21 protein-coding genes and 1 tRNA gene are annotated in these 22,065 nt (G+C 37.8%); 10 read left to right on the forward strand and 12 right to left on the reverse strand.

Annotated elements, in window-relative coordinates; translation table 11 throughout:
• Positions 1–30: 30 nt before the first annotated feature.
• The 5 genes from BKM32_RS02580 to BKM32_RS02600 all read left to right on the forward strand — a co-directional run bounded on the left by BKM32_RS02580 (position 31) and on the right by BKM32_RS02600 (position 6,953).
• Positions 31–2,424 (forward strand): RND family transporter, encoded by a 2,394-nt coding sequence (locus BKM32_RS02580; RefSeq protein ID WP_076662422.1) that lies wholly within the window; start codon positions 31–33, stop codon positions 2,422–2,424.
• Positions 2,425–2,666: 242 nt separating this feature from the next.
• Positions 2,667–2,984: a hypothetical protein gene (locus BKM32_RS02585; RefSeq protein ID WP_123812049.1), complete on the forward strand. Its 318-nt coding sequence runs from the start codon at positions 2,667–2,669 to the stop codon at positions 2,982–2,984.
• Between the two features lie 239 nt (positions 2,985–3,223).
• Positions 3,224–4,657 carry an asparagine--tRNA ligase gene (gene asnS / locus BKM32_RS02590; protein ID WP_053976251.1) on the forward strand — a complete coding sequence of 478 codons (1,434 nt, stop codon included), beginning with the start codon at positions 3,224–3,226 and terminating at the stop codon, positions 4,655–4,657.
• Between the two features lie 93 nt (positions 4,658–4,750).
• The gene (gene rpoN / locus BKM32_RS02595; RefSeq protein ID WP_076662424.1) at positions 4,751–6,217 is read left to right on the forward strand and encodes an RNA polymerase factor sigma-54; all 1,467 of its coding nucleotides are present in this window, start codon (positions 4,751–4,753) and stop codon (positions 6,215–6,217) included.
• A gap of 178 nt (positions 6,218–6,395) precedes the next feature.
• A complete protein-coding gene (locus BKM32_RS02600) occupies positions 6,396–6,953 on the forward strand; it encodes a hypothetical protein (protein WP_253187388.1) in 558 nt (185 codons plus the stop codon).
• Here BKM32_RS02600 and BKM32_RS02605 read toward each other — a convergent pair.
• The 8 genes from BKM32_RS02605 to BKM32_RS02640 all read right to left on the reverse strand — a co-directional run bounded on the left by BKM32_RS02605 (position 6,948) and on the right by BKM32_RS02640 (position 12,147).
• Positions 6,948–7,643: a porin family protein gene (locus BKM32_RS02605; RefSeq protein ID WP_076662426.1), complete on the reverse strand. Its 696-nt coding sequence runs from the start codon at positions 7,641–7,643 to the stop codon at positions 6,948–6,950. The genes BKM32_RS02600 and BKM32_RS02605 overlap by 6 nt on opposite strands.
• A gap of 108 nt (positions 7,644–7,751) precedes the next feature.
• Positions 7,752–8,234, reverse strand: coding sequence for a biopolymer transporter ExbD (locus BKM32_RS02610; protein ID WP_053976255.1), 483 nt, complete (start codon positions 8,232–8,234; stop codon positions 7,752–7,754).
• 21 nt (positions 8,235–8,255) lie between these two features.
• Positions 8,256–8,858, reverse strand: coding sequence for a biopolymer transporter ExbD (locus tag BKM32_RS02615; RefSeq protein WP_053976256.1), 603 nt, complete (start codon positions 8,856–8,858; stop codon positions 8,256–8,258).
• Positions 8,859–8,860: 2 nt separating this feature from the next.
• Positions 8,861–9,310: a hypothetical protein gene (locus BKM32_RS02620; protein WP_053976257.1), complete on the reverse strand. Its 450-nt coding sequence runs from the start codon at positions 9,308–9,310 to the stop codon at positions 8,861–8,863.
• A 22-nt stretch (positions 9,311–9,332) separates the two neighbouring features.
• Complete coding sequence (locus tag BKM32_RS02625) at positions 9,333–10,112, reverse strand: MotA/TolQ/ExbB proton channel family protein (protein WP_053976258.1); 780 nt, start codon at positions 10,110–10,112, stop codon at positions 9,333–9,335.
• A 73-nt stretch (positions 10,113–10,185) separates the two neighbouring features.
• Positions 10,186–10,273, reverse strand: a tRNA-Ser gene (locus BKM32_RS02630).
• 73 nt (positions 10,274–10,346) lie between these two features.
• Positions 10,347–11,378, reverse strand: a complete 1,032-nt coding sequence (locus BKM32_RS02635) for an asparaginase (protein WP_053976259.1) — start codon at positions 11,376–11,378, stop codon at positions 10,347–10,349.
• Between the two features lies 1 nt (position 11,379).
• Positions 11,380–12,147 (reverse strand): TatD family hydrolase, encoded by a 768-nt coding sequence (locus BKM32_RS02640; RefSeq protein WP_076662427.1) that lies wholly within the window; start codon positions 12,145–12,147, stop codon positions 11,380–11,382.
• A gap of 51 nt (positions 12,148–12,198) precedes the next feature.
• Here BKM32_RS02640 and BKM32_RS02645 point away from each other — a divergent pair, with 51 nt between their 5' ends.
• Positions 12,199–12,642 (forward strand): TIGR02281 family clan AA aspartic protease, encoded by a 444-nt coding sequence (locus BKM32_RS02645; protein ID WP_076662428.1) that lies wholly within the window; start codon positions 12,199–12,201, stop codon positions 12,640–12,642.
• Positions 12,643–12,707: 65 nt separating this feature from the next.
• Entirely contained in the window at positions 12,708–13,331 is a 624-nt protein-coding gene (locus BKM32_RS02650; protein ID WP_076662429.1) for a response regulator transcription factor, read from the forward strand.
• A gap of 690 nt (positions 13,332–14,021) precedes the next feature.
• On the opposite strand, the gene odhB is transcribed toward BKM32_RS02650, so the two are convergent.
• Positions 14,022–15,236 carry a 2-oxoglutarate dehydrogenase complex dihydrolipoyllysine-residue succinyltransferase gene (gene odhB / locus BKM32_RS02655; RefSeq protein WP_076662430.1) on the reverse strand — a complete coding sequence of 405 codons (1,215 nt, stop codon included), beginning with the start codon at positions 15,234–15,236 and terminating at the stop codon, positions 14,022–14,024.
• 28 nt (positions 15,237–15,264) lie between these two features.
• Positions 15,265–18,021: a 2-oxoglutarate dehydrogenase E1 component gene (locus BKM32_RS02660; protein ID WP_076662431.1), complete on the reverse strand. Its 2,757-nt coding sequence runs from the start codon at positions 18,019–18,021 to the stop codon at positions 15,265–15,267.
• A gap of 114 nt (positions 18,022–18,135) precedes the next feature.
• Here BKM32_RS02660 and BKM32_RS02665 point away from each other — a divergent pair, with 114 nt between their 5' ends.
• Entirely contained in the window at positions 18,136–18,681 is a 546-nt protein-coding gene (locus BKM32_RS02665; protein ID WP_076662432.1) for an alpha-ketoglutarate decarboxylase, read from the forward strand.
• On the opposite strand, the gene BKM32_RS02670 is transcribed toward BKM32_RS02665, so the two are convergent.
• Both BKM32_RS02670 and BKM32_RS02675 read right to left on the reverse strand, forming a co-directional pair.
• A complete protein-coding gene (locus BKM32_RS02670; protein WP_076662433.1) occupies positions 18,678–19,028 on the reverse strand; it encodes a hypothetical protein in 351 nt (116 codons plus the stop codon). The genes BKM32_RS02665 and BKM32_RS02670 overlap by 4 nt on opposite strands.
• Complete coding sequence (locus BKM32_RS02675) at positions 19,028–20,002, reverse strand: polyprenyl synthetase family protein (RefSeq protein ID WP_076662434.1); 975 nt, start codon at positions 20,000–20,002, stop codon at positions 19,028–19,030. Before BKM32_RS02675 ends, BKM32_RS02670 begins: the two co-directional genes overlap by 1 nt.
• A gap of 122 nt (positions 20,003–20,124) precedes the next feature.
• Between BKM32_RS02675 and BKM32_RS02680 the strand changes: the two genes are divergently transcribed.
• Both BKM32_RS02680 and BKM32_RS02685 read left to right on the forward strand, forming a co-directional pair.
• Positions 20,125–20,730 (forward strand): TetR/AcrR family transcriptional regulator, encoded by a 606-nt coding sequence (locus tag BKM32_RS02680; RefSeq protein WP_053976268.1) that lies wholly within the window; start codon positions 20,125–20,127, stop codon positions 20,728–20,730.
• Positions 20,730–22,064, forward strand: coding sequence for a TolC family protein (locus BKM32_RS02685; RefSeq protein ID WP_076662435.1), 1,335 nt, complete (start codon positions 20,730–20,732; stop codon positions 22,062–22,064). Before BKM32_RS02680 ends, BKM32_RS02685 begins: the two co-directional genes overlap by 1 nt.
• The last annotated feature ends 1 nt before the right edge of the window (position 22,065 follow it).

The raw sequence follows: 22,065 nt of genomic DNA on the forward strand, positions 1-22,065 counted from the left end.
CCTACCTTTGTCGCCTGTTTTTATCAAGCTATGCTCAAACTATTTACAACAGGCTTTTGGGAAGTCATTGCAAGACTTATTTTACGTAACAAAGTTGCCATTTTAATTGGTATTGTAGCGGTTACGTTGTTTTTCAGTTATCAATGGAAATACATGCGCTTCACCTATACCGAAGCCAATTTATTGCCAGATGACCATGAGGTAAATATTACCTACAACAATTTTCTTGACATCTTCGGAGAAGAAGGAAACCTGATTGTAATTGGAGTGAAGGATTCCACCTTGTTTACCGTGGAAAAACTCAACGCTTGGAACCAACTCTCCGAAAGTTTTAAGCCTTATGAAGAAGTAGAAACCGTAGTTTCCATAAAAGATCTTCAAAAGCTTGTCAAAAACACCGATGAGCAAAAATTTGATTTGGAACCTTTCATCAAGGATTCCATTCATTCCATGTCACAGATTGACACCCTAGAGCAAGAGCTTTTTGAACAATATCCTTTTTATGACAATTTCCTTTTCAATAAGGAAACGAAAACGGTGAGATCGGCCATTTACATGAAAAAGGACATTGTAAATACGTCTCTTAGAAAAGATTTTATAGAGCAAATTCTGGAACCAAAAATTGCAGAATTTGAAGCTGCCAACAACCTCGATGTAAGAGTCTCTGGGATGCCTTACATCAGAACGTTGAATGCCAAAAGTATCATTGATGAAATTGGATTGTTTATTGGAGCTGCCCTTTTGGTAACGTCCGTAATCTTCTTTTTCTTTTTTAGGTCCTTTAGAGCCACCTTTATTTCGCTAATCGTAGTGTGTATTGGGGTAATGTGGACCTTTGGCCTCTTAGGTTTGTTGAAGTATGAGATCACGGTTTTAACAGCCTTAATTCCACCATTAATTATCGTTATCGGGATTCCTAACTGTATATTCCTCATCAACAAGTTTCAGCATGAGGTGAAATTGCACGGAAACAAGGTAAAATCGCTTCAGCGTGTCATTACAAAAATTGGAAATGCCACCTTGATGACCAACATTACCACGGCTTCCGGTTTTGCCACCTTTATCCTTACAGAAAGTAAGCTTTTAAAGGAATTTGGTATTGTAGCCTCTTTAAGCATTTTGGGCATTTTTGTGCTATGTTTATTGATCATTCCAATTATCTACACTTTCTTGCCGCACCCAAAAGATCGCCACCTAGAGCACTTAAACAAACGTTGGATAGGCACTTTCGTAGAATGGATGGTACGTATGGTAAAAGAGCACAATATTGCTATTTATTCCATTTCGTTGATTTTGATCATGGCCAGCATTATTGGGATTTACCAAATTAAAATCTCAGGAAGCTTAATTGAAGACATGCCAAAGGACACCGAATTCTTTGACGACATCAGATTCTTTGAAAGTGAATTTGATGGTATCATGCCTTTGGAAATCATGGTGGACACAAAACGCAAAAAAGGGGTAATGAAGTTGAGCATTCTGAAACGTATGAGTGAGTTGGAGGAAGTCATCAATGAAACTCCGGAATTGTCCAAACCTATTTCTGTAGTAAGTTTGTTGAAATATTCAAAGCAAGCTTTTTACAATGGCAACCCAAAATACTATCAATTGCCAACCAGTCAGGAAAATAATTTCATTCTATCCTATGCCAAAAACTCATCTTCGGATGTGGATTTAATGAAAAACTTTGTGGACAGCACAGGTCAATATGCCCGTATCACCACGTTCATGAAGGATATTGGCACCGACAGAATGGAGCGTATTGAAGAAGATTTACAAACTAGAATTGACAAAGTATTCCCTGAAGAACAATACACCATAACCCTTACAGGTAAAGCATTGGTATTCCAAAAAGGAACCAAGTACTTGGTGAAAAACTTGATCATTTCATTGTCCTTGGCCATCTTCTTAATATCATTGTTTATGGCCTATATGTTCCGTTCGTTCAAGATGATTATAGTGTCATTAATCCCTAACCTATTGCCGTTGTTGGTAACCGCTGGTTTGATGGGATTCTTGGGAGTTCCAATCAAGCCTTCAACCATCTTGGTATTTAGTATTGCCTTTGGAATTTCGGTAGATGATACCATTCACTTTTTGGCAAAATACAGACAGGAATTGCAAGCCAACCATTGGAAAATCAGAAAATCGGTATTTGGAGCATTGCGTGAAACTGGAGTGAGTATGTTCTATACCTCCATTGTATTGTTCTTTGGATTCTCGGTATTTACCATTTCAAGTTTTGGAGGAACGGTAGCATTAGGAGCATTGGTGTCCACCACTTTGTTGTTCGCCATGTTATCCAATTTATTGCTGCTGCCATCTTTATTGCTATCCTTGGAAAGAAGTATTGCCAACAAGGAAGTTTTAAGAGAACCTTCTATCAACATTATTCCAGAGGAAGACGAAGAGGACCAGATTTAAACTTTATATACATACTATAAACATTGGAATTTGTCTTTTTAGGAAGCCAAATTCCTTGTTTTAAGTATTCACGTTTCCAATTATTTCAACTATAAAATATCCAACTATACTTTACTCGAATGAAAAAACTAACTTCAAAAATAATCGGAATTGGAGTATTACTTTTGATTATCTCTTGTAAAACTTATACAATCCCAACCGATAGTTTTCGTGAACAAATGATTACATCTAAGTCTGAGAATATGAAGAATGTTATGATAAATAATCCATTGACTTATGGAAATATCAAATATTCTGCAAATAACATCGACAGACTTATTGTATTTGATAAAGAAGGAAATCAGCTGTATTTGGAAAACTCACCATCAATTGAAATGAGAGTGACTCATCGCAACGGTAAAAAATACATTGTATATTTCGATACGGTTATTTTAGAAAATGATACCCTAAAAGGAGGTCGTTCACGTTTTATACAAGGGCTTACTAGGCAAATACCAATGGACAGTATTGTAAAAATAGAAGTTCAGGATGGTGGCAAAAAATTCAATTATAAATCTTAACACAATTATTGGGTTATATTTTATCTAATGACTGTAATCAAATAAATAACAGTTTAAAGAGACTTTTATAATTCTACAAACCCTTGAAGTATTTAAATAGCAATTATCGATAAAAATGCCGTTTGGCTTTTTTATCTTTGCAGTTCAAAATTTAAAACCAATAACCTATTTGCAATTGAAGCCGACTTGTTTACAACTGCTTCCATGCAAATAAGCTTTAAAATAATATTGATTTAGAAATGAAATCACATACAATTGCCGACTTATTATCGCAGGATATCACATTTCATGACATAGAAATTAAAGGTTGGGTACGTACCTTTAGAGCCAACAGGTTTATCGCCTTAAACGATGGTTCTACAATCCACAACATTCAATGTGTCGTGGATTTTGAAAACATCGATCCTTCTACCCTAAAACGCATTACCACTGGGGCTGCAGTTCACATTGTAGGGGAATTGGTAGAAAGCCAAGGAAAAGGACAACGTGTGGAAATCCAGGTAAAGACCATTGAAATCTTAGGAGATTCCGATCCAGAAACCTATCCTATTCAACCTAAAAAGCATTCCTTCGAATTCTTACGTGAGAATGCACACTTACGCACAAGAACCAATACGTTCAGTGCCGTGATGCGTTTGCGTTCATCATTGTCATTTGCTATTCACAAGTACTTTAACGAGAATGGTTTTTACTATATGCATGCGCCTATTATTACAGGTAGTGACGCTGAAGGAGCCGGAGAAATGTTTAGAGTAACCAATTTGGACTCTAAAAAACCTCCTTTAAATGAAACTGGAGAAGTAGATTACAGCAAAGATTTCTTTGGAAAGGAAACCAATCTGACAGTATCGGGTCAATTGGAGGCCGAAACCTACGCTATGTCCTTAGGGAAAGTGTACACTTTTGGACCTACCTTTAGAGCAGAAAACTCCAATACTTCAAGACACTTGGCAGAATTCTGGATGATTGAACCAGAAGTAGCATTTATGGACTTGGCAGGCAACATGGACCTTGCTGAAGATTTCATGAAATACGTTATCAACTACGTGTTGGAAAACAACATAGACGACCTTCAATTCTTGGAGCAACGTTTGTTGGACGAGGAGAAAACCAAGCCTCAAGCCGAGCGCAGCGAAATGAGCCTTATTGAAAAATTGAAGTTTGTTGTAGACAACAATTTCAAGCGTGTAAGTTATACTGAGGCCATCGATATTCTAAGAAATTCGAAACCAAACAAAAAGAAGAAATTCAACTATATCATTGATGAATGGGGTGCAGACCTTCAAAGTGAGCATGAGCGTTTCCTTGTTGAAAAGCACTTCAAGTGCCCTGTTATCTTGTTCGATTATCCAGCCAACATCAAGGCCTTTTACATGCGCTTGAACGACGACGGCAAAACTGTTCGTGCTATGGATATTTTATTCCCTGGAATTGGAGAAATTGTTGGTGGCGCACAACGTGAAGAGCGTCTGGATGTATTAAAACAAAAAATGGCTGCCATTGGCATTCCAGAAGAAGAGCTTTGGTGGTATTTAGATTTACGCAAGTACGGAACTGCGGTTCACTCTGGCTTTGGACTTGGCTTTGAGCGTTTAGTAATGTTCGCCACAGGAATGACCAATATTAGAGACGTCATCCCTTATCCAAGGACGCCTCAAAACGCCGAGTTTTAATAAAAAATTAGCATAAAAATTCCCAAAACAACCTATGTTTACATTTTAATATAGGTTGTTTTTTTTACCTTTATCCGAAAGCAAATTTACCTTATGCTCAAGCAGTATTTACAGTTTAAATTATCGCAAAAACTATCGCCGCAACAAATTCAATTGATGAAATTGATCCAATTGCCTACACAGGCATTTGAGCAGCGTTTGAAGCAAGAACTGGAAGAAAATCCTGCCTTGGAAAGCGGAAAGGAAAAACACGAAGATTACGAGGATACCTTTGAGGAATTTGACAATTCTGCCGATGAGATCAATGATAATGAAACCATCACCGCAGAAGACATTAATGTAGACGATTACCTGAGCGATGATGACATCCCTGACTACCGTACACAAAGCAACAACTACAGTAGTGACGACGAAGAAAAAAGTGTGCCCTATGCCGCCGGAACATCGTTTACACAACATTTGACCAACCAACTCAATACCTTCAGGCTTTCGGATGAAGAAATGGACATTGCCGAATTCTTGGTTGGAAGCATTGACGAAAGTGGTTATATACGACGTTCTTTAAACGATATTGTAGATGACCTAGCCTTTACCCAAAATATCTTTACAGAGGTAGAAACCGTAGAAAAAGTGCTTCATACGGTCCATTTATTAGATCCCGCAGGTGTTGGCGCCAGAAATTTACAGGAATGTTTGAGCATTCAACTTCATCGCAAAGAAAAAACTCCAGACGTAGAATTGGCCATTGATATTATAGACAATGCTTTTGAGCAATTCACCAAAAAGCACTACAAAAAGCTGCTTCAAAAATTCGATGTTACCGAGATACAGCTTAGGGATGCTATAGAGGAAATAGAACACCTCAATCCAAAACCGGGAGGCTCTTATTCTGGCGGCAATAAAATGGTGGAACATGTGGTGCCAGATTTTGCTATTAGGATTGTGGATGGCGAATTGGAATTGACTCTTAATGGAAGAAACGCCCCTGAATTACATGTTTCCAGAGAATACAGCAACATGATGAAGGGCTATAAAGAAAGTAAGGACAAGTCTAAACAACAAAAGGATGCCGTGCTATTCATTAAGCAGAAACTGGATGCTGCCAAATGGTTTATCGAAGCCATAAAACAACGTCAGCAAACCCTTTTTGTGACCATGAGTGCCATTATGGATTATCAGCAAGAATACTTCCTTACAGGGGATGAGCGTAAGTTGAAACCGATGATTCTTAAAGACATTGCCGACAATATTGGCATGGATGTCTCTACCGTATCACGTGTGGCCAACAGTAAATATGTAGATACCCCTTATGGAACCAAGCTCATCAAAGAATTCTTTTCAGAATCCATGACCAATGACCAAGGAGAGGAAGTTTCAACCAAGGAAATAAAAAAAATCCTAGAAACGGTTATAGAAGAAGAAGACAAACGCAAACCACTTACTGACGAAAAATTGGCATCTATTCTAAAGGAAAAAGGCTATCCCATCGCCCGAAGAACCGTCGCGAAGTACAGAGAACAATTGGATTTTCCTGTGGCGAGGTTACGTAAAAAAATATAGTTCTAAGGGTTTACATTCCCTCTTTCCAAAAATCAAACTAATTGGATTAATTTCAATTGCCAAGAGTTCTTATAAATCAATAAGGAATGCTATCTTGTAACCATAATTGAAATTCCAAACCCAAAGACTGCTTCCTTGCATGCTAAGAGCCATTTCATTTATATTTCACCCCGTTCTAATGCCTCTTTTAGGGGTACTTTTTTACTTTTCCAGAACGCCAAGGTACATCCCTGAACCCATTGTAAAAGCGAAGTTGTTTTCCGTTACCATACTAACCATTGTACTTCCTATTCTATTATTTTATCTATTAAAAACACTTAAGAAAATAGATTCGTTTCATTTGGAGACTACTAAGGAAAGGGTGCTTCCGTTGGTATTGCAGTGTGCTATTGTCATTTTAATTTTCACTAGGGTATTACCCCAAAACGAAATCCCAGAGCTTTACTTTTTCTTTATCGGCATTCTATGCTCAACCCTAACTTGCTTGATTTTGGCCCTCATGGACATCAAAGCTAGTATCCATATGATTGCTGCAGCAGGATTTTTTATGTTTGCCGTTGCCATTGGGATCCATTTTCAGATAAATATTAATGGAAGTATTGCCTTTATGTGCATCGTTTTAGGTGCTATAGCTTCATCTAGGCTTCATATGAAAGCCCATACGCCGATTGAATTGCTAATTGGATTTTTTATAGGCTTTTTACCGCAGTTGATAATGCTCAATTATTGGCTATAGAAAATAGAACATTAAGCCAATTTTCAACGTAGTCATGTCTAAGGCTTCATTGTCCACCCGAACATCCCCAAAAATAGAATTTAAGCCATAATAAAGATGAAGGTTGAAATCGTCATAGCCAGCACTTAAAGTAAGCCCATACTGGAAGGCATTAAAATCATCATTGTTTTTGTATTTAAACGTCCCTAGGCTTCCTTCGTATCTAGAAGTATCGTAAAACACGTACCCCAGCTTAAATCCCGTATAAATACGCCAAAAACTATACGATTGGGCTGTTGATGTACGCCAGCGAATTTCAAAAGGGACTTCGATGACATAAGTAGAAAATTTATTTTTTGAATATGGGTTTTCGCTATCATCAATAATGCTATAACTAAAACCGCGATTTGGTTCATTAATTATAGCCATATTTTGACGGTAATTATTAAATGCAAATCCAAGTCCTAAACCAAAGGCTACGTTACGTCTTTTATTGATGGGCATATCGCGAACAAAGCCCAAATGTAATCCATAAGAAAAGCCTGTTTGTGACAAACCAGAAGGCTCCTTGACCAACCAATTATAGGTTACCCCAGCATAAAACTGATCTTCCCTGTACTTGGTATCAACCACAACAGAATCGGAAAGGACCTGACAAAATCCCAAACCAGAAAAGCAAACTATAAAAAAGGTGGTTAGCAAGTGTTTCATTGTAACAAATATAGGAGAATAAACTTTTGAGAGTTAAAGTCAGGATATAAAAAAACATCCTGATGCAAGCACCAGGATGTTCTCCATATTTTTAACAAATAAAATTATTTAATCTTTATTTTGGGAAATATCACCATTTCTGGTTGTGTAGTTAATCTTCAAGGCATTCACCTTTCTAAGTTCTGTCTTGATATCACCAACAATTCCCATGTTTACGTCCTTATCAACTTTCAATGCAGTAGTTAAATAAGGCACTAACTCTTCACGCTTAGAAGCGCGTTCAGCTTCAATAAAAGCTTGGATATCGCTTACATCCGCAAACTTATCGTTTAACTGGATGCGGGCTTCTTTACCAAACGTGCTTTGAAATCTATCAGATGGTTTACCTGCGTAGATATACATAATCAAGTCTTTTTTGTCAAGTTTCTCAACTTGGTCTGCAAATGGCAGATCGTTTTTCACTTTTAATGTAGTATCACGCATTACGGTAGCAACCATAAAGAAGAACAAAAGCATAAATACAATATCGGGTAGAGATGCTGTTGAGATCGCCGGTAAATCGCCTGATTTTTTCTTTTTAAATTTAGACATAAAATTGTGTTTTCTAAATTACTATTGAACTTCAGATAATTTTTGAGGATACTCAAGTTTTATCTTCTCGATCTTTTCCTTTAACTTCTCACTCTTAAATTCCGGTGAACGGGAGTCATCGTAAGCAAGTTCCATTTCGTGGAATGGTCTTCCAAACAATTCCTGAGCACGACGATTTCTCAATTCGTTATAGGCAGCCACCAATTCATTTTGTACAGAAATATACATTGCGTATGATGTTTCTCTCTCATTTTTAAGGGAGATAATTGCCTTATCAGGGTTATCAGAAGATTTAGGATCTTTCTTTCCTTTACAGTAGCCACAAGCATCTTCGCCTGCTCCACCACCATTATCTAAAAATTCAACAGCTGCCTTTCTTAAATCCTTCAACTCCATCAATTCGTCCTCTACCAACAATTGATCATTTTTATTGATTAACACCGTAAAAATGTTTTTTTGTTTAATTACTGGTGGCTCAACTTGACTATCATCTATTGGCGGTAACTTTCTACTCAAACCTGTATCGGTTTCAATAGTGGTTGTTACCAAGAAGAAAATAAGAAGTAAGAACGCAATATCAGCCATCGATCCTGCATTTACTTCGGGTGCTGCTCTTTTTGCCATAATTACTTAATCATTTTTTTAACACCTGCCAACAACATAGATGCTGCTGCAGCGATAATTAGAATGTAGAACGCAATTAATCCAGCGCCCGCCATGTGCGACTCAGTTTCTGTAGCCACTTGGTTGTTGTATTTGTATACTGTAGTATCTCCTCCAGAAACGGCGTAAGCTACAATCAGTATAGCAGCAAAAAGTCCAACTCCTATCAAAGTTCCTTTAAGGGAGGCAGTGTGTGTTACTAAGTTTTTCAATACGAAGAACACTACAAACGCTAAGATAATCCCTAAAACAACGTAAGCAATATATGCGATAGGGTCAACAATTGCTGTATCTCCTTCCAAAGCAGCTGCCTTTATAGCATCATCTCCTTCACCTATAATACGGCCCAAGAAAATAACACCTAAAACGCTTAAGATAGCTACTAGTATTCTTAAAATTTTGTGTAAACCCATAGTTAATAAAAATTATTGCGGATTATTTTTTGTATCTGATCAACATATCCATTAAAGTAATAGATGCATCTTCCATATCGTTAACGATGCTATCAATTTTAGCAATAATGTAGTTGTAGAAAATTTGAAGGATGATAGCTACGATAAGTCCAAATACCGTTGTTAAAAGTGCTACTTTAATACCTCCCGCTACCAATGATGGTTGCATATCACCAGCTGCTTCAATTTTATCGAATGCTTGAATCATCCCGATTACAGTTCCCATGAACCCTAACATCGGTGCCAAAGCGATAAATAATGAAATCCAAGAAACGTTCTTCTCTAATTGTCCCATTTGAACACCACCGTAAGCTACAACAGCTTTTTCAGCAGCATCGATACCTTCATCATGTCTATCCAAACCTTGGTAGAAGATAGAGGCAACAGGCCCTTTTGTGTTTCTACAAACTTCCTTAGCAGCTTCAATACCTCCAGATTGTAAAGCATCCTCTACATTCTTGGTTAATTTCTTAGTATTCGTAGTAGATAAGTTCAAAAAGATAATTCTTTCGATTGCAATAGCCAATCCTAAGATCAAACATAGCAATACAATCCCCATAAATCCAGGACCACCTTCAATAAAACGCTTCTTAAGCTCTTGGTGGAATCCAAGAGTCTCTTCAGCAGGAGCAGCAGATTCGTCCTCTTGTGTTACAGTGGCAACAGTTGCAGTAGCTGCGCTAGTAGTAGTGTATGCATTAGCATTAACAGTTCCGAAAGCCATGGTTCCTGCTATGGCTAGGATAGAAAATAGTCTTTTCATTGTTCTTAATCTTAATTTTATTAGTTAAAGTGTTAAAGATATAAAAAATTTGTAATTAAAAATAAAATAAGAGCAGAGAGGAAGGGATTCGAACCCTCGATACGCTTTTGGCGTATACACACTTTCCAGGCGTGCGCCTTCGACCACTCGGCCACCTCTCTGTTTATTGCTTTTTAATAAAGTTTAGCAAATAACCAAAAAACTTTTGAAAGCTGAAAATTTTACGAGTTAATTTTAAGACAATTCTCCACGCAGTGCGGTTTCAAATATGGTTTTGAATGTTTTCACCGCAACTTTTTCACCCAGCAAATACATCAATTTGACAATAGCTGCCTCGGTAGTAATATCCTTACCTGAAATCACTCCAATATTCTGAAGATGAGAACTTGTTTCATACTGCCCCATAGCGACACTTCCTCCAGAACATTGCGTCACATTCACCACATGAACCCCATTTTTCACCAATTGTTTAATAAAATCCACAAACCATGGCGCTGTTGTTGCATTTCCTGCTCCATAAGTTTCCAAAATCACACCTTTGATATTGGGGTTATGGCTCATACATTCCAAAGTAGCCTTCGAAATTCCGGGGAACAACTTAATCAATGCCACATTGGTGTCGAAAGATTTGTGTACCACCAGTTTCTTTCTAGCGTTTGGTTTAAACAAATAATCGTGATTGATTTTAAGGTGCACTCCAGATTCCGCCAAATGTGGATAATTCAAAGATTCAAATGCCTCAAAATGTTCTGCATTTATTTTTGTGGTGCGGTTACCTCTATATAACTTGTATTCAAAATACAACCCTACTTCCCTTATGACAGGACGGTTTCTATGTTGCAAGGAAGCCATTTGAATAGAAGTGATCAAATTCTCCTTGGCGTCGGTTCTTAAATCCCCAATTGGCAATTGTGACCCAGTTAAAATAACAGGCTTCGCCAAATTTTCCAACATAAAGCTCAAGGCAGAAGCAGTATAACTCATGGTATCACTACCATGAAGCACCACAAATCCGTCAAACTCGTGATAATGGTCTTCAATAATCTCTGCCAATTGCACCCAATATTCGGGACTCATATTGGAAGAGTCGATGGGCTCTTTAAAAGAGACCGTATTAATGTCACAATCCAACAGTTTTAATTCTGGAATCTGTTTCAGTAGATTATTGAAGTCGAAAGCTTTTAATGCACCGGTATTGGGATCCTTGATCATCCCTATGGTTCCTCCTGTATAAATCAAAAGAATATTTGGGTGGCCTTGTTCCATATTATATACTAAAAATGTCTTTTGAATTTTGCGTGGTGATATTTGCTATTTCTTCTTGAGTAACACCATAAAGTTCCGATAGTTTTTCTACCACTTTAATTATATAGGCACTTTCATTACGTTTACCTCGGAAAGGTTTCGGGGCCAAATATGGTGAATCTGTTTCCAAAACAATATGTTTCAAATCTATTTCGGAAATAAATTTATCCAATCCTCCATTTTTAAAAGTGACTACACCACCAATTCCCAATTTCATATTAAAACCAATAGCCCTTTGTGCTTGCTCCAAATTTCCTGTAAAGCAATGGAATATCCCAAACAGATCTTCTCCCCTTTCTGTTTCCAACACTTCAAAAATCTCATCAAAAGCATCCCTGCAATGAATGACAATTGGCAGTTGGTACTTTTTAGCCAATTGAATTTGATGACGAAACGCTTCCTTTTGAATTTCAAGCGTGGAGGTATCCCAATACAAATCGATACCAATTTCCCCAATAGCGCAAAACGAACGTTTAGCCAGAAGCTCTTCCACATGGGCCAACTCCTCTTTGTAATTCTCCTTGACCGAAGTTGGATGCAATCCTGCCATTAAATGAACATAATCAGGAAACTTAGCTTCAAGATCCAACATGGCTTCTGTATACGAAGAATCAATGGCGGGAATAAAAAATCTCGACACACCAGTTTCTAGTGCTCTAGTCATCATTTCTGCCCTGTCTTCATCAAAAGCCTCACTATATAAATGGGTATGGGTATCTGTAATCATCATGCTGCAAAAATATATGTTTTACATCATTATCTTTGCACCAAAGAGATACTAATGGAAAGATTACAGGATTTTTTACTGGAAAAAGGATACACCAAAATTAAATTGCACTTAACGCATACCAACCATTTTGAAATAAAAGCCACTATTAATGGTGTTAAAGGATTGTTTATTTTGGATACCGGGGCTTCCAGTACCTGTGTAGGCTTTGACACGGTTGAACGCTTCAATTTAAAAGTAAAGGATTCTGAAATCAAAGCGGCTGGAGCAGGTGCGGTAGACATGCTCACGCAGATTTCCAAAAAGAATAAAATGAAAATAGGCAAATGGAGAAAAGATAAAGTGCCAATCATTCTGTTCAACCTTACCCATGTCAACACCGCCTTAACCAGTCACAATTCAAAACCAGTAGACGGTATCATTGGTGCGGATATTCTAAAAAAAGGAAAAGCAATTATAGATTACGACAAAAAGTATCTCTATTTAAAATTGCCATAGTCCCAATAGTTTTTAAGGTTTTTAAAAAACTTGTATCTTTATACCTATCCCTTTTTACTAAACCAATGAAAGCTTCAATAATTATAGCCGACGACCATCCGTTAATCCTCAAAGGCCTTAATGACTTTTTAACTGAAAAAAAATACAACATTATTGGCAGTACAACAGATGGAGAAAAAGCTTTTCGTTTAATTACCGAACTTAATCCACAAATTGCAATCCTAGACATACAAATGCCAGGCTTAACAGGACTCGAAATTGCAGCCAAGTGCAAAGAAGCCAGTCTTCCCACAAAAATCATCTTAATTACTTTTGAAAAAGATATGGCTATCTACAAAAAAGCAAAGAACCTAAACATTTATGGTTACGTGCTAAAAGAACTTGCCTTGGAAGAAATAGAAAATTGCATAACATCTGTTAAAAAAGGAAAATCATACTTCAGTCCAGAACTTATTTCTCATTTAGAAGAAACTGTTCCGAAAGAACTGTTTACCCTAACTCCAACCGAAAAAGAAGTACTCAAGCAAATAGCCTTGAACAAAACTGCCAAGGAGATTGGTGAAGTACTTTTCAGCTCAAGCAGAACTATTGAAAAACATAAAAGTCATATAATTCAGAAACTGAACTTAGAGTCTAAACCTCGAAGCCTTTTTCTTTTTGCAAAGGAGCACGAATCATTTCTATCCTAAAATACGTAGTTCTACGTATTGTTTTACATTACATTTTTAAAGACTTTTACGGAGCTATTAATCAATTTATTTAGGAAGTCGTAAAACCTTGATTGAGTTCAAGGTTTTATTCCTAATAATTTTCCTTTTAGGAATAAACACCTGTAAAAATGAAATCAAAATTCACCTTTGTTAACCTTGCGTTAATCATTGCCCTAATTTTGAGCTCTGTCTTGATTATTTCCATGAACATCTTTGTATGTTTTCATTGAACTTAACCTAACGTTCATCAATCAAAAAATAATCAAATCAACCAAAAACCAAACCAACCCAGAAAAGCGCAAATGTAAAGTTTGCGCTTTTTTAGTTCAAAAAATACGTAGAACTACGTATTGTTTCGCATCTAGATAATGGCGAAATTTACATTGCTATTAATTAGTTCTTAGGGAGAATTATAAAAGCTCTGGGTTTATTGTTGACTCGGAGCTTTTATTTCACCACTCCTAACAAGTAATGATTTAAACATTGTCCCAATGAAGAATTCTTATGAACACCAACATAAAATTGTGGTCATTAGCTTAGTTAGCTGTGCCATTTTAATAATAATCGTAAATATTCTTGTTAATTTTTTTTAGTTATTAGTTAGTTATTTATCAAGAAAAAAAGGCGCCATTTTCAATGGCGCCTTTTTAAATATTATCAGGAATGTTTTTAAAGCTCTAAAGCCTTTTTAACATCCTTGTTCATTAACAATTCAGTTGGGTTTTCAAGCGCCTCTTTAATGGCTACCAAGAACCCTACAGACTCTCTTCCGTCAATAATTCTGTGATCATAAGACAATGCCAAATACATCATTGGATGGATTTCAACCTTACCATCTACAGCAATAGGACGCTCAATAATATTGTGCATTCCTAAAATTCCACTCTGTGGAGGGTTTATAATAGGAGTTGACAACATACTACCAAATACACCTCCATTAGAAATTGTAAAGGTACCCCCTGTCATTTCATCTACGGTAATTTGTCCGTCACGAGCACGTAAAGCCAAACGCTTTACTTCCGCTTCCACACCTCTAAAGGTTAGGTTTTCAGCATTGCGAATTACAGGAACCATCAATCCTTTTGGTCCAGATACAGCGATACTGATATCACAGAAGTCATAAGTGATCATTTCCTTACCATCAATCATCGAGTTTACTGCAGGGAACTCTTTTAAAGCTCTTACAGTTGCCAAAGTAAAGAAACTCATGAAACCTAAACCAACACCGTGCTTAGCTTTGAACTCCTCTTTATATTGGTTACGCAATTCAAAAATTGGCGTCATGTTCACCTCATTAAAAGTGGTCAACATCGCGGTTTCGTTTTTAGCAGACACTAAACGCTCTGCTACCTTACGACGCAACATAGACAATTTAGAACGAGTCTCTCCTCTACTTCCTCCTGTTGGTGTTCCCATAGAAGGTTTAGCATTCACAGCATCTTCTTTAGTTACTCGACCATCTTTTCCTGTACCAGCAACTTCAGAAGCTTCCATTCCTTTTTCTGCTAAGATTTTCTTAGCCGCTGGACTTGCAGAACCCGTTGCATAGGTTTTGGTTTCAGGAGCTGCAACTGGTTTTGGAGCCTCTTGCTTAGGCGCTTCTTCCTTTACAGCTTCTTTTGCTGGTGCGTCACCTTCCGGCTTTGCCGCACTGGTATCTATTAAACAAACCACTTCACCTACAGCAACAGCATCACCTTCTTCCGCCTTTAGCGTGATAATTCCGCTGGCTTCAGCAGGAAGTTCCAAGGTTGCTTTATCACTATCAACCTCAGCGATGGCTTGGTCTTTTTCAACATAATCTCCATCTGCAACTAACCATTCTGCAATTTCTACTTCCGTGATGGATTCCCCTGGTGAAGGGACTTTCATTTCTAAAATCATTGTGTTATAATTTTATCGTTGGATTTTATTATCTCTGGTTATTTTTTGTTTTATCAAATACGAAGTTAATGACTTCTTGGTGACGTTTTTTGGAACGAACGCTACTTCCCGCTGCCGGTGCCCCATAAGGTCTACGTGTTGCAGCCCTGAAAGTTCTAGCTTCATCAAGATGCATTAGCATGTGGCTGTAAGCTCCCATATTTCTAGGCTCTTCCTGCGCCCAAACAACATCCTCTACACCGTCATATTTAGCCAATACTTCTCTAATTTCCTTATCTGGCAATGGGAACAACTGCTCTATTCTCACTAGTGCAACGTCATTTCTATTTAAGCTCTCACGTTCTTCCAATAAATCGTAGTAGAACTTACCTGTTACGAACACTAATGTTTTTATGTTTTCAACTGCTACATCGGCATCGTCTATCAACATTTGGAAACTTCCATTAGCAAACTCTTCTACCGTTGAAACACATTTTGGATGACGCAATAAACTCTTTGGAGTAAACACGATCAAAGGCTTTCTGTAATTGGCCTTCATTTGCTTTCTCAACAAGTGGAACATGTTGGCTGGTGTTGTACAGTCGGCCACAAACATGTTATCCTTAGCACATAACTGAAGGTAACGCTCCATACGTGCTGAAGAGTGTTCTGCTCCTTGACCCTCATATCCGTGAGGCAATAACATTACCAAACCGTTTTGTAATTTCCACTTATCTTCAGCTGCAGAAATGTATTGATCGATCATAATTTGGGCTCCATTACTGAAATCCCCAAATTGTGCTTCCCAAATAGTTAAGGTTTTTGGGCTCGCCATAGCATACCCGTAATCAAATCCCACTACACCATACTCAGAAAGCAATGAGTTGAACACAAAGAAACGTCCTTGCTTATCACTAATGGTATTCAATAATACGATTTCTTCTTCACTGTCTTCCACTTTCACAACGGCATGACGGTGAGAGAAAGTTCCACGCTCCACATCCTGTCCTGAAATACGCACATCGTACCCTTCTTCCAACAAAGTTCCGTAAGCCAAGTGTTCAGCCATAGCCCAATCTAACTTGTCTTCTTCAAACATTGTTTTACGAGATTCCACTAGACGCTCAATCTTGCGAATGAACTTTTTATCTTTTGGCAAAGAAGAAATGACATTGGTAATTTTTTCAAGACCTTCTCTAGAATAGGTAGTATCCACCTTCTTCATCATTTCGTCTTCCTTAACCGAAACATAGTCTTCCCATTCATTTTGCATGAACGGCGTGATTACCGTTTTATCTTCTTTTCTTGAGTCTTCAAGTTTCTCTTCCAAAGATGCTTTATACTGCTCCTCTAATTCGGTTACATAATCTTGGGTAATAATCCCCTCACCAATTAATTTTTCAGCATAAATATCTCTTGGATTTTTATGTTTTGCAATGGCTTTATATAGTAAAGGCTGCGTAAACTTAGGTTCATCACCTTCGTTGTGTCCATATTTTCTATACCCCAACAAATCGATAAACACATCACGCTTAAACTGCATTCTAAAATCCAATGCGAACAACATTGCGTGCACCACAGCTTCGGCATCATCAGCGTTAACATGCAACACTGGAGATAAAGTTACTTTACCAACATCTGTACAGTAAGTACTAGAACGCGCATCTAGGTAATTTGTGGTGAAACCAATTTGGTTATTTACTACAATGTGAATGGTTCCGCTAGTTCCGTAACCATCCAATTGCGCCATTTGCACTACTTCATACACCAAACCTTGACCTGCAATAGCAGCATCTCCATGCACCACGATTGGCAATACCAATGATGGTTCATCTGCATACTTATCGTCTTGTTTTGCACGGGTAATCCCTTCAACAACGGCTCCAACAGTTTCCAAGTGCGAAGGGTTTGGCGCTATATTTAAATTGATTTTCTTTCCTGTATCCGTTACACGGTCACTAGTCCAACCTAAGTGGTACTTAACATCCCCATCAAAAATTTCTTCTTCATAATCCTTTCCATCAAACTCACTGAAGATATCCTTTGCAGATTTCCCAAAAATATTGGTCAAGGTACTCAAACGTCCACGGTGGGCCATCCCCATCACAAATTCTTTAACACCATACTCAGCGGCACGTTCGATAACGGCATCCAAAGCTGGGATTAAAGATTCTCCACCTTCCAATGAAAAACGTTTTTGCCCTACATATTTGGTATGCAAAAAGTTCTCAAAAGAAACGGCCTCATTCAATTTTTTAAGAATGTGCTTCTTCTGTTCTACAGAAAATTTCGGGTGATTGTCATTAATGTTCAATCGCTCCTGAATCCATTGCTTACGCTCTGGATTTCTTATATACATATACTCAACACCAATAGCATCGCAATAAATGGCTTCTAGGTGTCTTATGATTTCGTGTAATGGTTGTGCACCAATTCCAAGAATCTCTCCTGCATTGAAAACGGTATTCAAATCGGCTTTGGATAGCCCGAAGTTTTCTATTGCCAAGGTAGGCTCATACTGACGGCGCTCGCGTACTGGATTGGTCTTGGTGAACAGGTGCCCACGAGAGCGGTAGCCATCAATAAGACTTACTACCTGAAACTCTTTTTGTAAATGTTCTGGAATTTGGGCCGAAACCCCTTCAACGATTTCACCCTCCATTCCGTAGCTTTCACTACCAAAATCATAACCTTGAAAAAAGGCTCTCCAACTTGGCTCAACTGAATCTGGGTTTTGTAAATATTGATCGTATAAGTCAGCAAAGTATGCTGTATGTGCTGCGTTTAAAAAGGAATATTTATCCATTATGTGTACTAACTGCTTTTTCGCTTTTGCAAAATTTGTCCAAAAATACAATTTTTATAAAAATTAGATATGCTTTTATTATATTTATAACACATAACCTCATCAATTTAAAATATGACGGATTTAACCTCAATTTCATTGAAGAAAATTCTATTGCCCATACTTTTCCTTTGTCTTTTTTCAGTCCCAGGATTCTCTCAGCAAACCCCTCCTAAACAGAAAAGTGAGTTTTGGCGCCATGTAAGATTTGGTGGCGGCATCGGCCTTGGATTTGGAGATGGTTTCTTTAGCGGAACATTAGCTCCTAGTGCTATTTATGAATTCAATTGGCAATTTGCTCTTGGTGTAGGACTTAATTTTTCCTACAACACTCAAAAAGATTTTTATAAATCCACCATTGTGGGAGGTAGCTTAATAGGCCTTTTTAGACCAATAGAGCAAATACAACTTTCGGCAGAGTTTGAAGAAATGAACATTAGCCGAAACTATGACAGCCGTTTAATTTACAAAGATGACAACTATTGGTATCCCGCCCTTTATTTGGGAGCCGGTTACAGCACACACAATGTCACCATTGGGATTAGATATGACGTATTATACGATAGGGACAAAAGTATTTATGCCGACCCTTGGGCACCTTTTGTGAGAGTTTATTTTTAAGAATATTTGTTTCTAAACCACACCTTTTGCCATTCGCGCTTCAAAATTAAAAAGGTGACATCTTCCGAAAGCTTTAAGGTATCACTACCATCAAGTTGCTTTATTTTCTCCTCGGAAACATCAATAATATAGAGAAGGTTTAAATAGTCGGCGAATTTTTCATGGATCAGTTTATAGACCGTTTCCTGCAAAAGCAACTTTAAACTGGACGGCAACACCTGCTCATCAAAATCCAAATCGATATTGGCGTACAAAAGGTCCTTATTTAACTGCCTTATCAACTTTTTGTAAAGGTCTTGCTCATTAGCTTGAGCAATCAAATCATCATATGTTGATGGTAATTGCATTATACCTCTCTATCCATTAACTGTTCTCCAAATACTCGCAACACATCTTTTCGATCTGCAGGAATATTCAATTCCTCCAACACGGCAAACGCCAAATTGGTATAATGTTTTATAGCCTCCTTAGTAGCCTGGGCAGCGCCAGTTGATTCAAAAAACTGTTTAACAGTTTTAATTTTTTCAGAAGCATCCGTAGGCTGGATACCATATAAATGCTGTAGTTGTAAACGATCACTTTCTGAAGAAAACTCCAAAGCCTTAAGATATAAATAGGTCTTTTTGTTCTCGATAATATCCCCGCCTACTTGTTTTCCAAAACTTTTAGGGTCCCCAAAAGCATCCAAATAATCATCCTGTAATTGAAAGGCAATCCCAAGATTTTTCCCAAACTCATAAACACCTGTCTGATCTTCCGAAGAAACCTCTGCCACAATCGCTCCCATCTGCATCGCTGCACCTACCAAAACCGCAGTTTTATACTCAATCATTTTTAGATAGTCAGGAATGGACACATTATCCATTAACTCAAAGTCCATGTCGTATTGCTGTCCTTCACAAACTTCCAAAGCCGTTTTACTAAATAATTTTGCCAGGGCTTGAAACACATGTGGCTCATAGTTTTCAAACAACTGATAAGCCAAAATCAACATAGCATCTCCTGACAAGATACCGGTATTCAAATCCCATTTTTCATGGACGGTTTCATTCCCTCTTCTTAGCGGCGCATCGTCCATAATATCATCATGAACCAAAGAAAAATTATGAAACACCTCAATACTCAAAGCCGCATGCAAGGCCTTCTCCACTTCACAACCAAACATTTCTGCCGTCATCAATGTAAGCACAGGTCGCAATCGCTTGCCGCCCAAATTGAGAATGTAATTAATAGGATTGTATAAAGAAACAGGCTCTCTTTGAACCGTAAAAGTCTGTAAATACTTGCTAAAAGTATCTTGGTAGTATTCCACGTTTTGCATCGGACAAAAATAAGGCAATTGACTCAATAGACACAAATGTTTCCTTTTATTATTATCATTATGTTAAAACCTAGGAAACTTTTTTTGTTTTTAAAGTTTCCATAGTATATTTGCCGCTTCTTATGAAAGATGATATTTTAAAAACCGCCTCCGAACTCTTTCTAACCTATGGTTTTAAGAGTGTTACAATGGACGAAATTGCCAACGCACTTGGCATGTCCAAAAAAACCATCTATCAATACTTTGAAAACAAAAACGTATTGGTAGAGGCCACGACCCTTTATATGTTCAATCTCATTTCTAACGGTATTAATGAGATACGAGCACAAAAACTCAACCCTATTGAGGAAATTTTCGAAATTAAAAGGTTCAGTATGCAACATCTTAAGGACGAAAAGTCTTCCCCTCAATATCAGTTGCAGAAGTATTACCCAAAGATTTTCGAATCCCTGAAGAACAATCAATTTTGCGTTATGGAAGATTGCGTGGCCTGCAATTTAACCGCAGGGGTTGAGCAAGGACTATACCGAGACACCATTAACATACAGTTTGTCACCAAAATCTATTTTAACTGTATGATGGCCCTAAAGGACAAAGAACTGTTCCCGTTGAACCATTTCTCCATGCACGAGTTGATGAACCATTATTTGGAATATCACCTTAGAGGCATCTGTACCGAAAAGGGCTTGGAAATATTAAAAAAGTACACAAACACAAATCCATCATAATGAAACACAAACTGATCTTAACTTTTAGCTTGCTGTGCTCCCTGACCTTTTTTGGCCAGGAAGAGACTCACGTCTTCAGCCTACAGGAAGCTATAGACTATGCTTTGGAGCATAACCGCTCCTCGATAAACGCCACGCGAGATATTGAAGCTGCCGAAAAACAAAAGAGGGAAACCACAGCTACAGGACTCCCGCAAATTGATGCTACTGTAGATTACCAAAACTTTTTGAAACAACAAGTTACTCCAGTTGATTTTGATGGAGATGGTGTTTATGAAGAGTTTGTTCTTGGACAACCCCAATCCTTAACGGCAACCGCCACAGCAACTCAAAAAATCTTTGACGGATCCTATTTAGTGGGATTACAATCAGCCAAAGTGTATTTAGAGATTTCCCAAAACGCAAAAGTGAAGACAGATCTTGAAGTGAGACAAGCCGTAATAAATGCCTATGTCAATGTGCTATTTTCAGAAGAAGCTTTGGAGATTTTGAACAAAAACTTAGCGGTTCTTCAAAAGAATTTGGAAGAAACCACCAAAATCTTTGAGAATGGTTTGGAAGAAGAAGAAAGTGTAGAGCAATTACAAATCACCCTTTCCGGCATTGAAAGCCAATTAAACAATACCAAACGTTTAAAAACCTTGGCTTACCAAATGTTCAACATCACATTGGGGATCGACTTAAATTCCAATACGACATTAACAGACGATTTGGCCATTCTAACAGAAGAAAACATGGACCTGGGCATTTTACAAGCCGATGAAAACATAGAAAATACCATAGACTTTAAAATTGCCAAAAACGATATGGTTTCAAAAGAACTATTATTGAAGTTGGAAAAAAGCAAATTCCTTCCTACACTAAATGCCTTTATCAACGCAGGATATGCAGGGTATAACGATGAATTTGGCTTTTTAAGAGGTGATCAACAATGGTTTGGTTCTTCACTGTTCGGTCTAAGTTTAAAAGTCCCTATTTTCAGTTCGGGAATGCGAATGGCTTCTACTCAAAGAGCCCGTATCAACTACGAAAAAGCACAAACCGACCTTACAGAAATAGAACAACAGCTGAAACTTCAAATTGCCTCTGCAAAAAGCGACTATCAACTGGCAATGGAAGAATACGAAAACAAAAAGAAAAACCTTAACCTCGCCGAACGTATCGAAACCAAAAACGAGACCAAATTCTTCGAGGGAGTTGGTTCGAGCTTTGAGTTGAGACAGGCACAAACGCAACTTTACACGGCACAAGAAGAATATCTTCAAGCCATGATGCAGGTTATCAACACAAAAGCAGAATTGGAAACAGCACTTAACACAGTCCTTATAAACTAGT

It is taken from the genome of Mangrovimonas sp. DI 80, from assembly GCF_001975575.1.
GTDB classification, from domain to species: domain Bacteria; phylum Bacteroidota; class Bacteroidia; order Flavobacteriales; family Flavobacteriaceae; genus Mangrovimonas_A; species Mangrovimonas_A xylaniphaga.

Bases quoted from the DNA above. Each gene is read 5' to 3' on its own strand.
- BKM32_RS02580 (WP_076662422.1), top strand. From the start codon at position 31: ATGCTCAAACTATTTACAACAGGCTTTTGGGAAGTCATTGCAAGACTT.
- BKM32_RS02585 (WP_123812049.1), top strand. From the start codon at position 2,667: ATGAAGAATGTTATGATAAATAATCCATTGACTTATGGAAATATCAAA.
- asnS (WP_053976251.1), top strand. From the start codon at position 3,224: ATGAAATCACATACAATTGCCGACTTATTATCGCAGGATATCACATTT.
- rpoN (WP_076662424.1), top strand. From the start codon at position 4,751: ATGCTCAAGCAGTATTTACAGTTTAAATTATCGCAAAAACTATCGCCG.
- BKM32_RS02600 (WP_253187388.1), top strand. From the start codon at position 6,396: ATGCCTCTTTTAGGGGTACTTTTTTACTTTTCCAGAACGCCAAGGTAC.
- BKM32_RS02605 (WP_076662426.1), bottom strand. From the start codon at position 7,643: ATGAAACACTTGCTAACCACCTTTTTTATAGTTTGCTTTTCTGGTTTG.
- BKM32_RS02610 (WP_053976255.1), bottom strand. From the start codon at position 8,234: ATGTCTAAATTTAAAAAGAAAAAATCAGGCGATTTACCGGCGATCTCA.
- BKM32_RS02615 (WP_053976256.1), bottom strand. From the start codon at position 8,858: ATGGCAAAAAGAGCAGCACCCGAAGTAAATGCAGGATCGATGGCTGAT.
- BKM32_RS02620 (WP_053976257.1), bottom strand. From the start codon at position 9,310: ATGGGTTTACACAAAATTTTAAGAATACTAGTAGCTATCTTAAGCGTT.
- BKM32_RS02625 (WP_053976258.1), bottom strand. From the start codon at position 10,112: ATGAAAAGACTATTTTCTATCCTAGCCATAGCAGGAACCATGGCTTTC.
- BKM32_RS02635 (WP_053976259.1), bottom strand. From the start codon at position 11,378: ATGGAACAAGGCCACCCAAATATTCTTTTGATTTATACAGGAGGAACC.
- BKM32_RS02640 (WP_076662427.1), bottom strand. From the start codon at position 12,147: ATGATGATTACAGATACCCATACCCATTTATATAGTGAGGCTTTTGAT.
- BKM32_RS02645 (WP_076662428.1), top strand. From the start codon at position 12,199: ATGGAAAGATTACAGGATTTTTTACTGGAAAAAGGATACACCAAAATT.
- BKM32_RS02650 (WP_076662429.1), top strand. From the start codon at position 12,708: ATGAAAGCTTCAATAATTATAGCCGACGACCATCCGTTAATCCTCAAA.
- odhB (WP_076662430.1), bottom strand. From the start codon at position 15,236: ATGATTTTAGAAATGAAAGTCCCTTCACCAGGGGAATCCATCACGGAA.
- BKM32_RS02660 (WP_076662431.1), bottom strand. From the start codon at position 18,021: ATGGATAAATATTCCTTTTTAAACGCAGCACATACAGCATACTTTGCT.
- BKM32_RS02665 (WP_076662432.1), top strand. From the start codon at position 18,136: ATGACGGATTTAACCTCAATTTCATTGAAGAAAATTCTATTGCCCATA.
- BKM32_RS02670 (WP_076662433.1), bottom strand. From the start codon at position 19,028: ATGCAATTACCATCAACATATGATGATTTGATTGCTCAAGCTAATGAG.
- BKM32_RS02675 (WP_076662434.1), bottom strand. From the start codon at position 20,002: ATGCAAAACGTGGAATACTACCAAGATACTTTTAGCAAGTATTTACAG.
- BKM32_RS02680 (WP_053976268.1), top strand. From the start codon at position 20,125: ATGAAAGATGATATTTTAAAAACCGCCTCCGAACTCTTTCTAACCTAT.
- BKM32_RS02685 (WP_076662435.1), top strand. From the start codon at position 20,730: ATGAAACACAAACTGATCTTAACTTTTAGCTTGCTGTGCTCCCTGACC.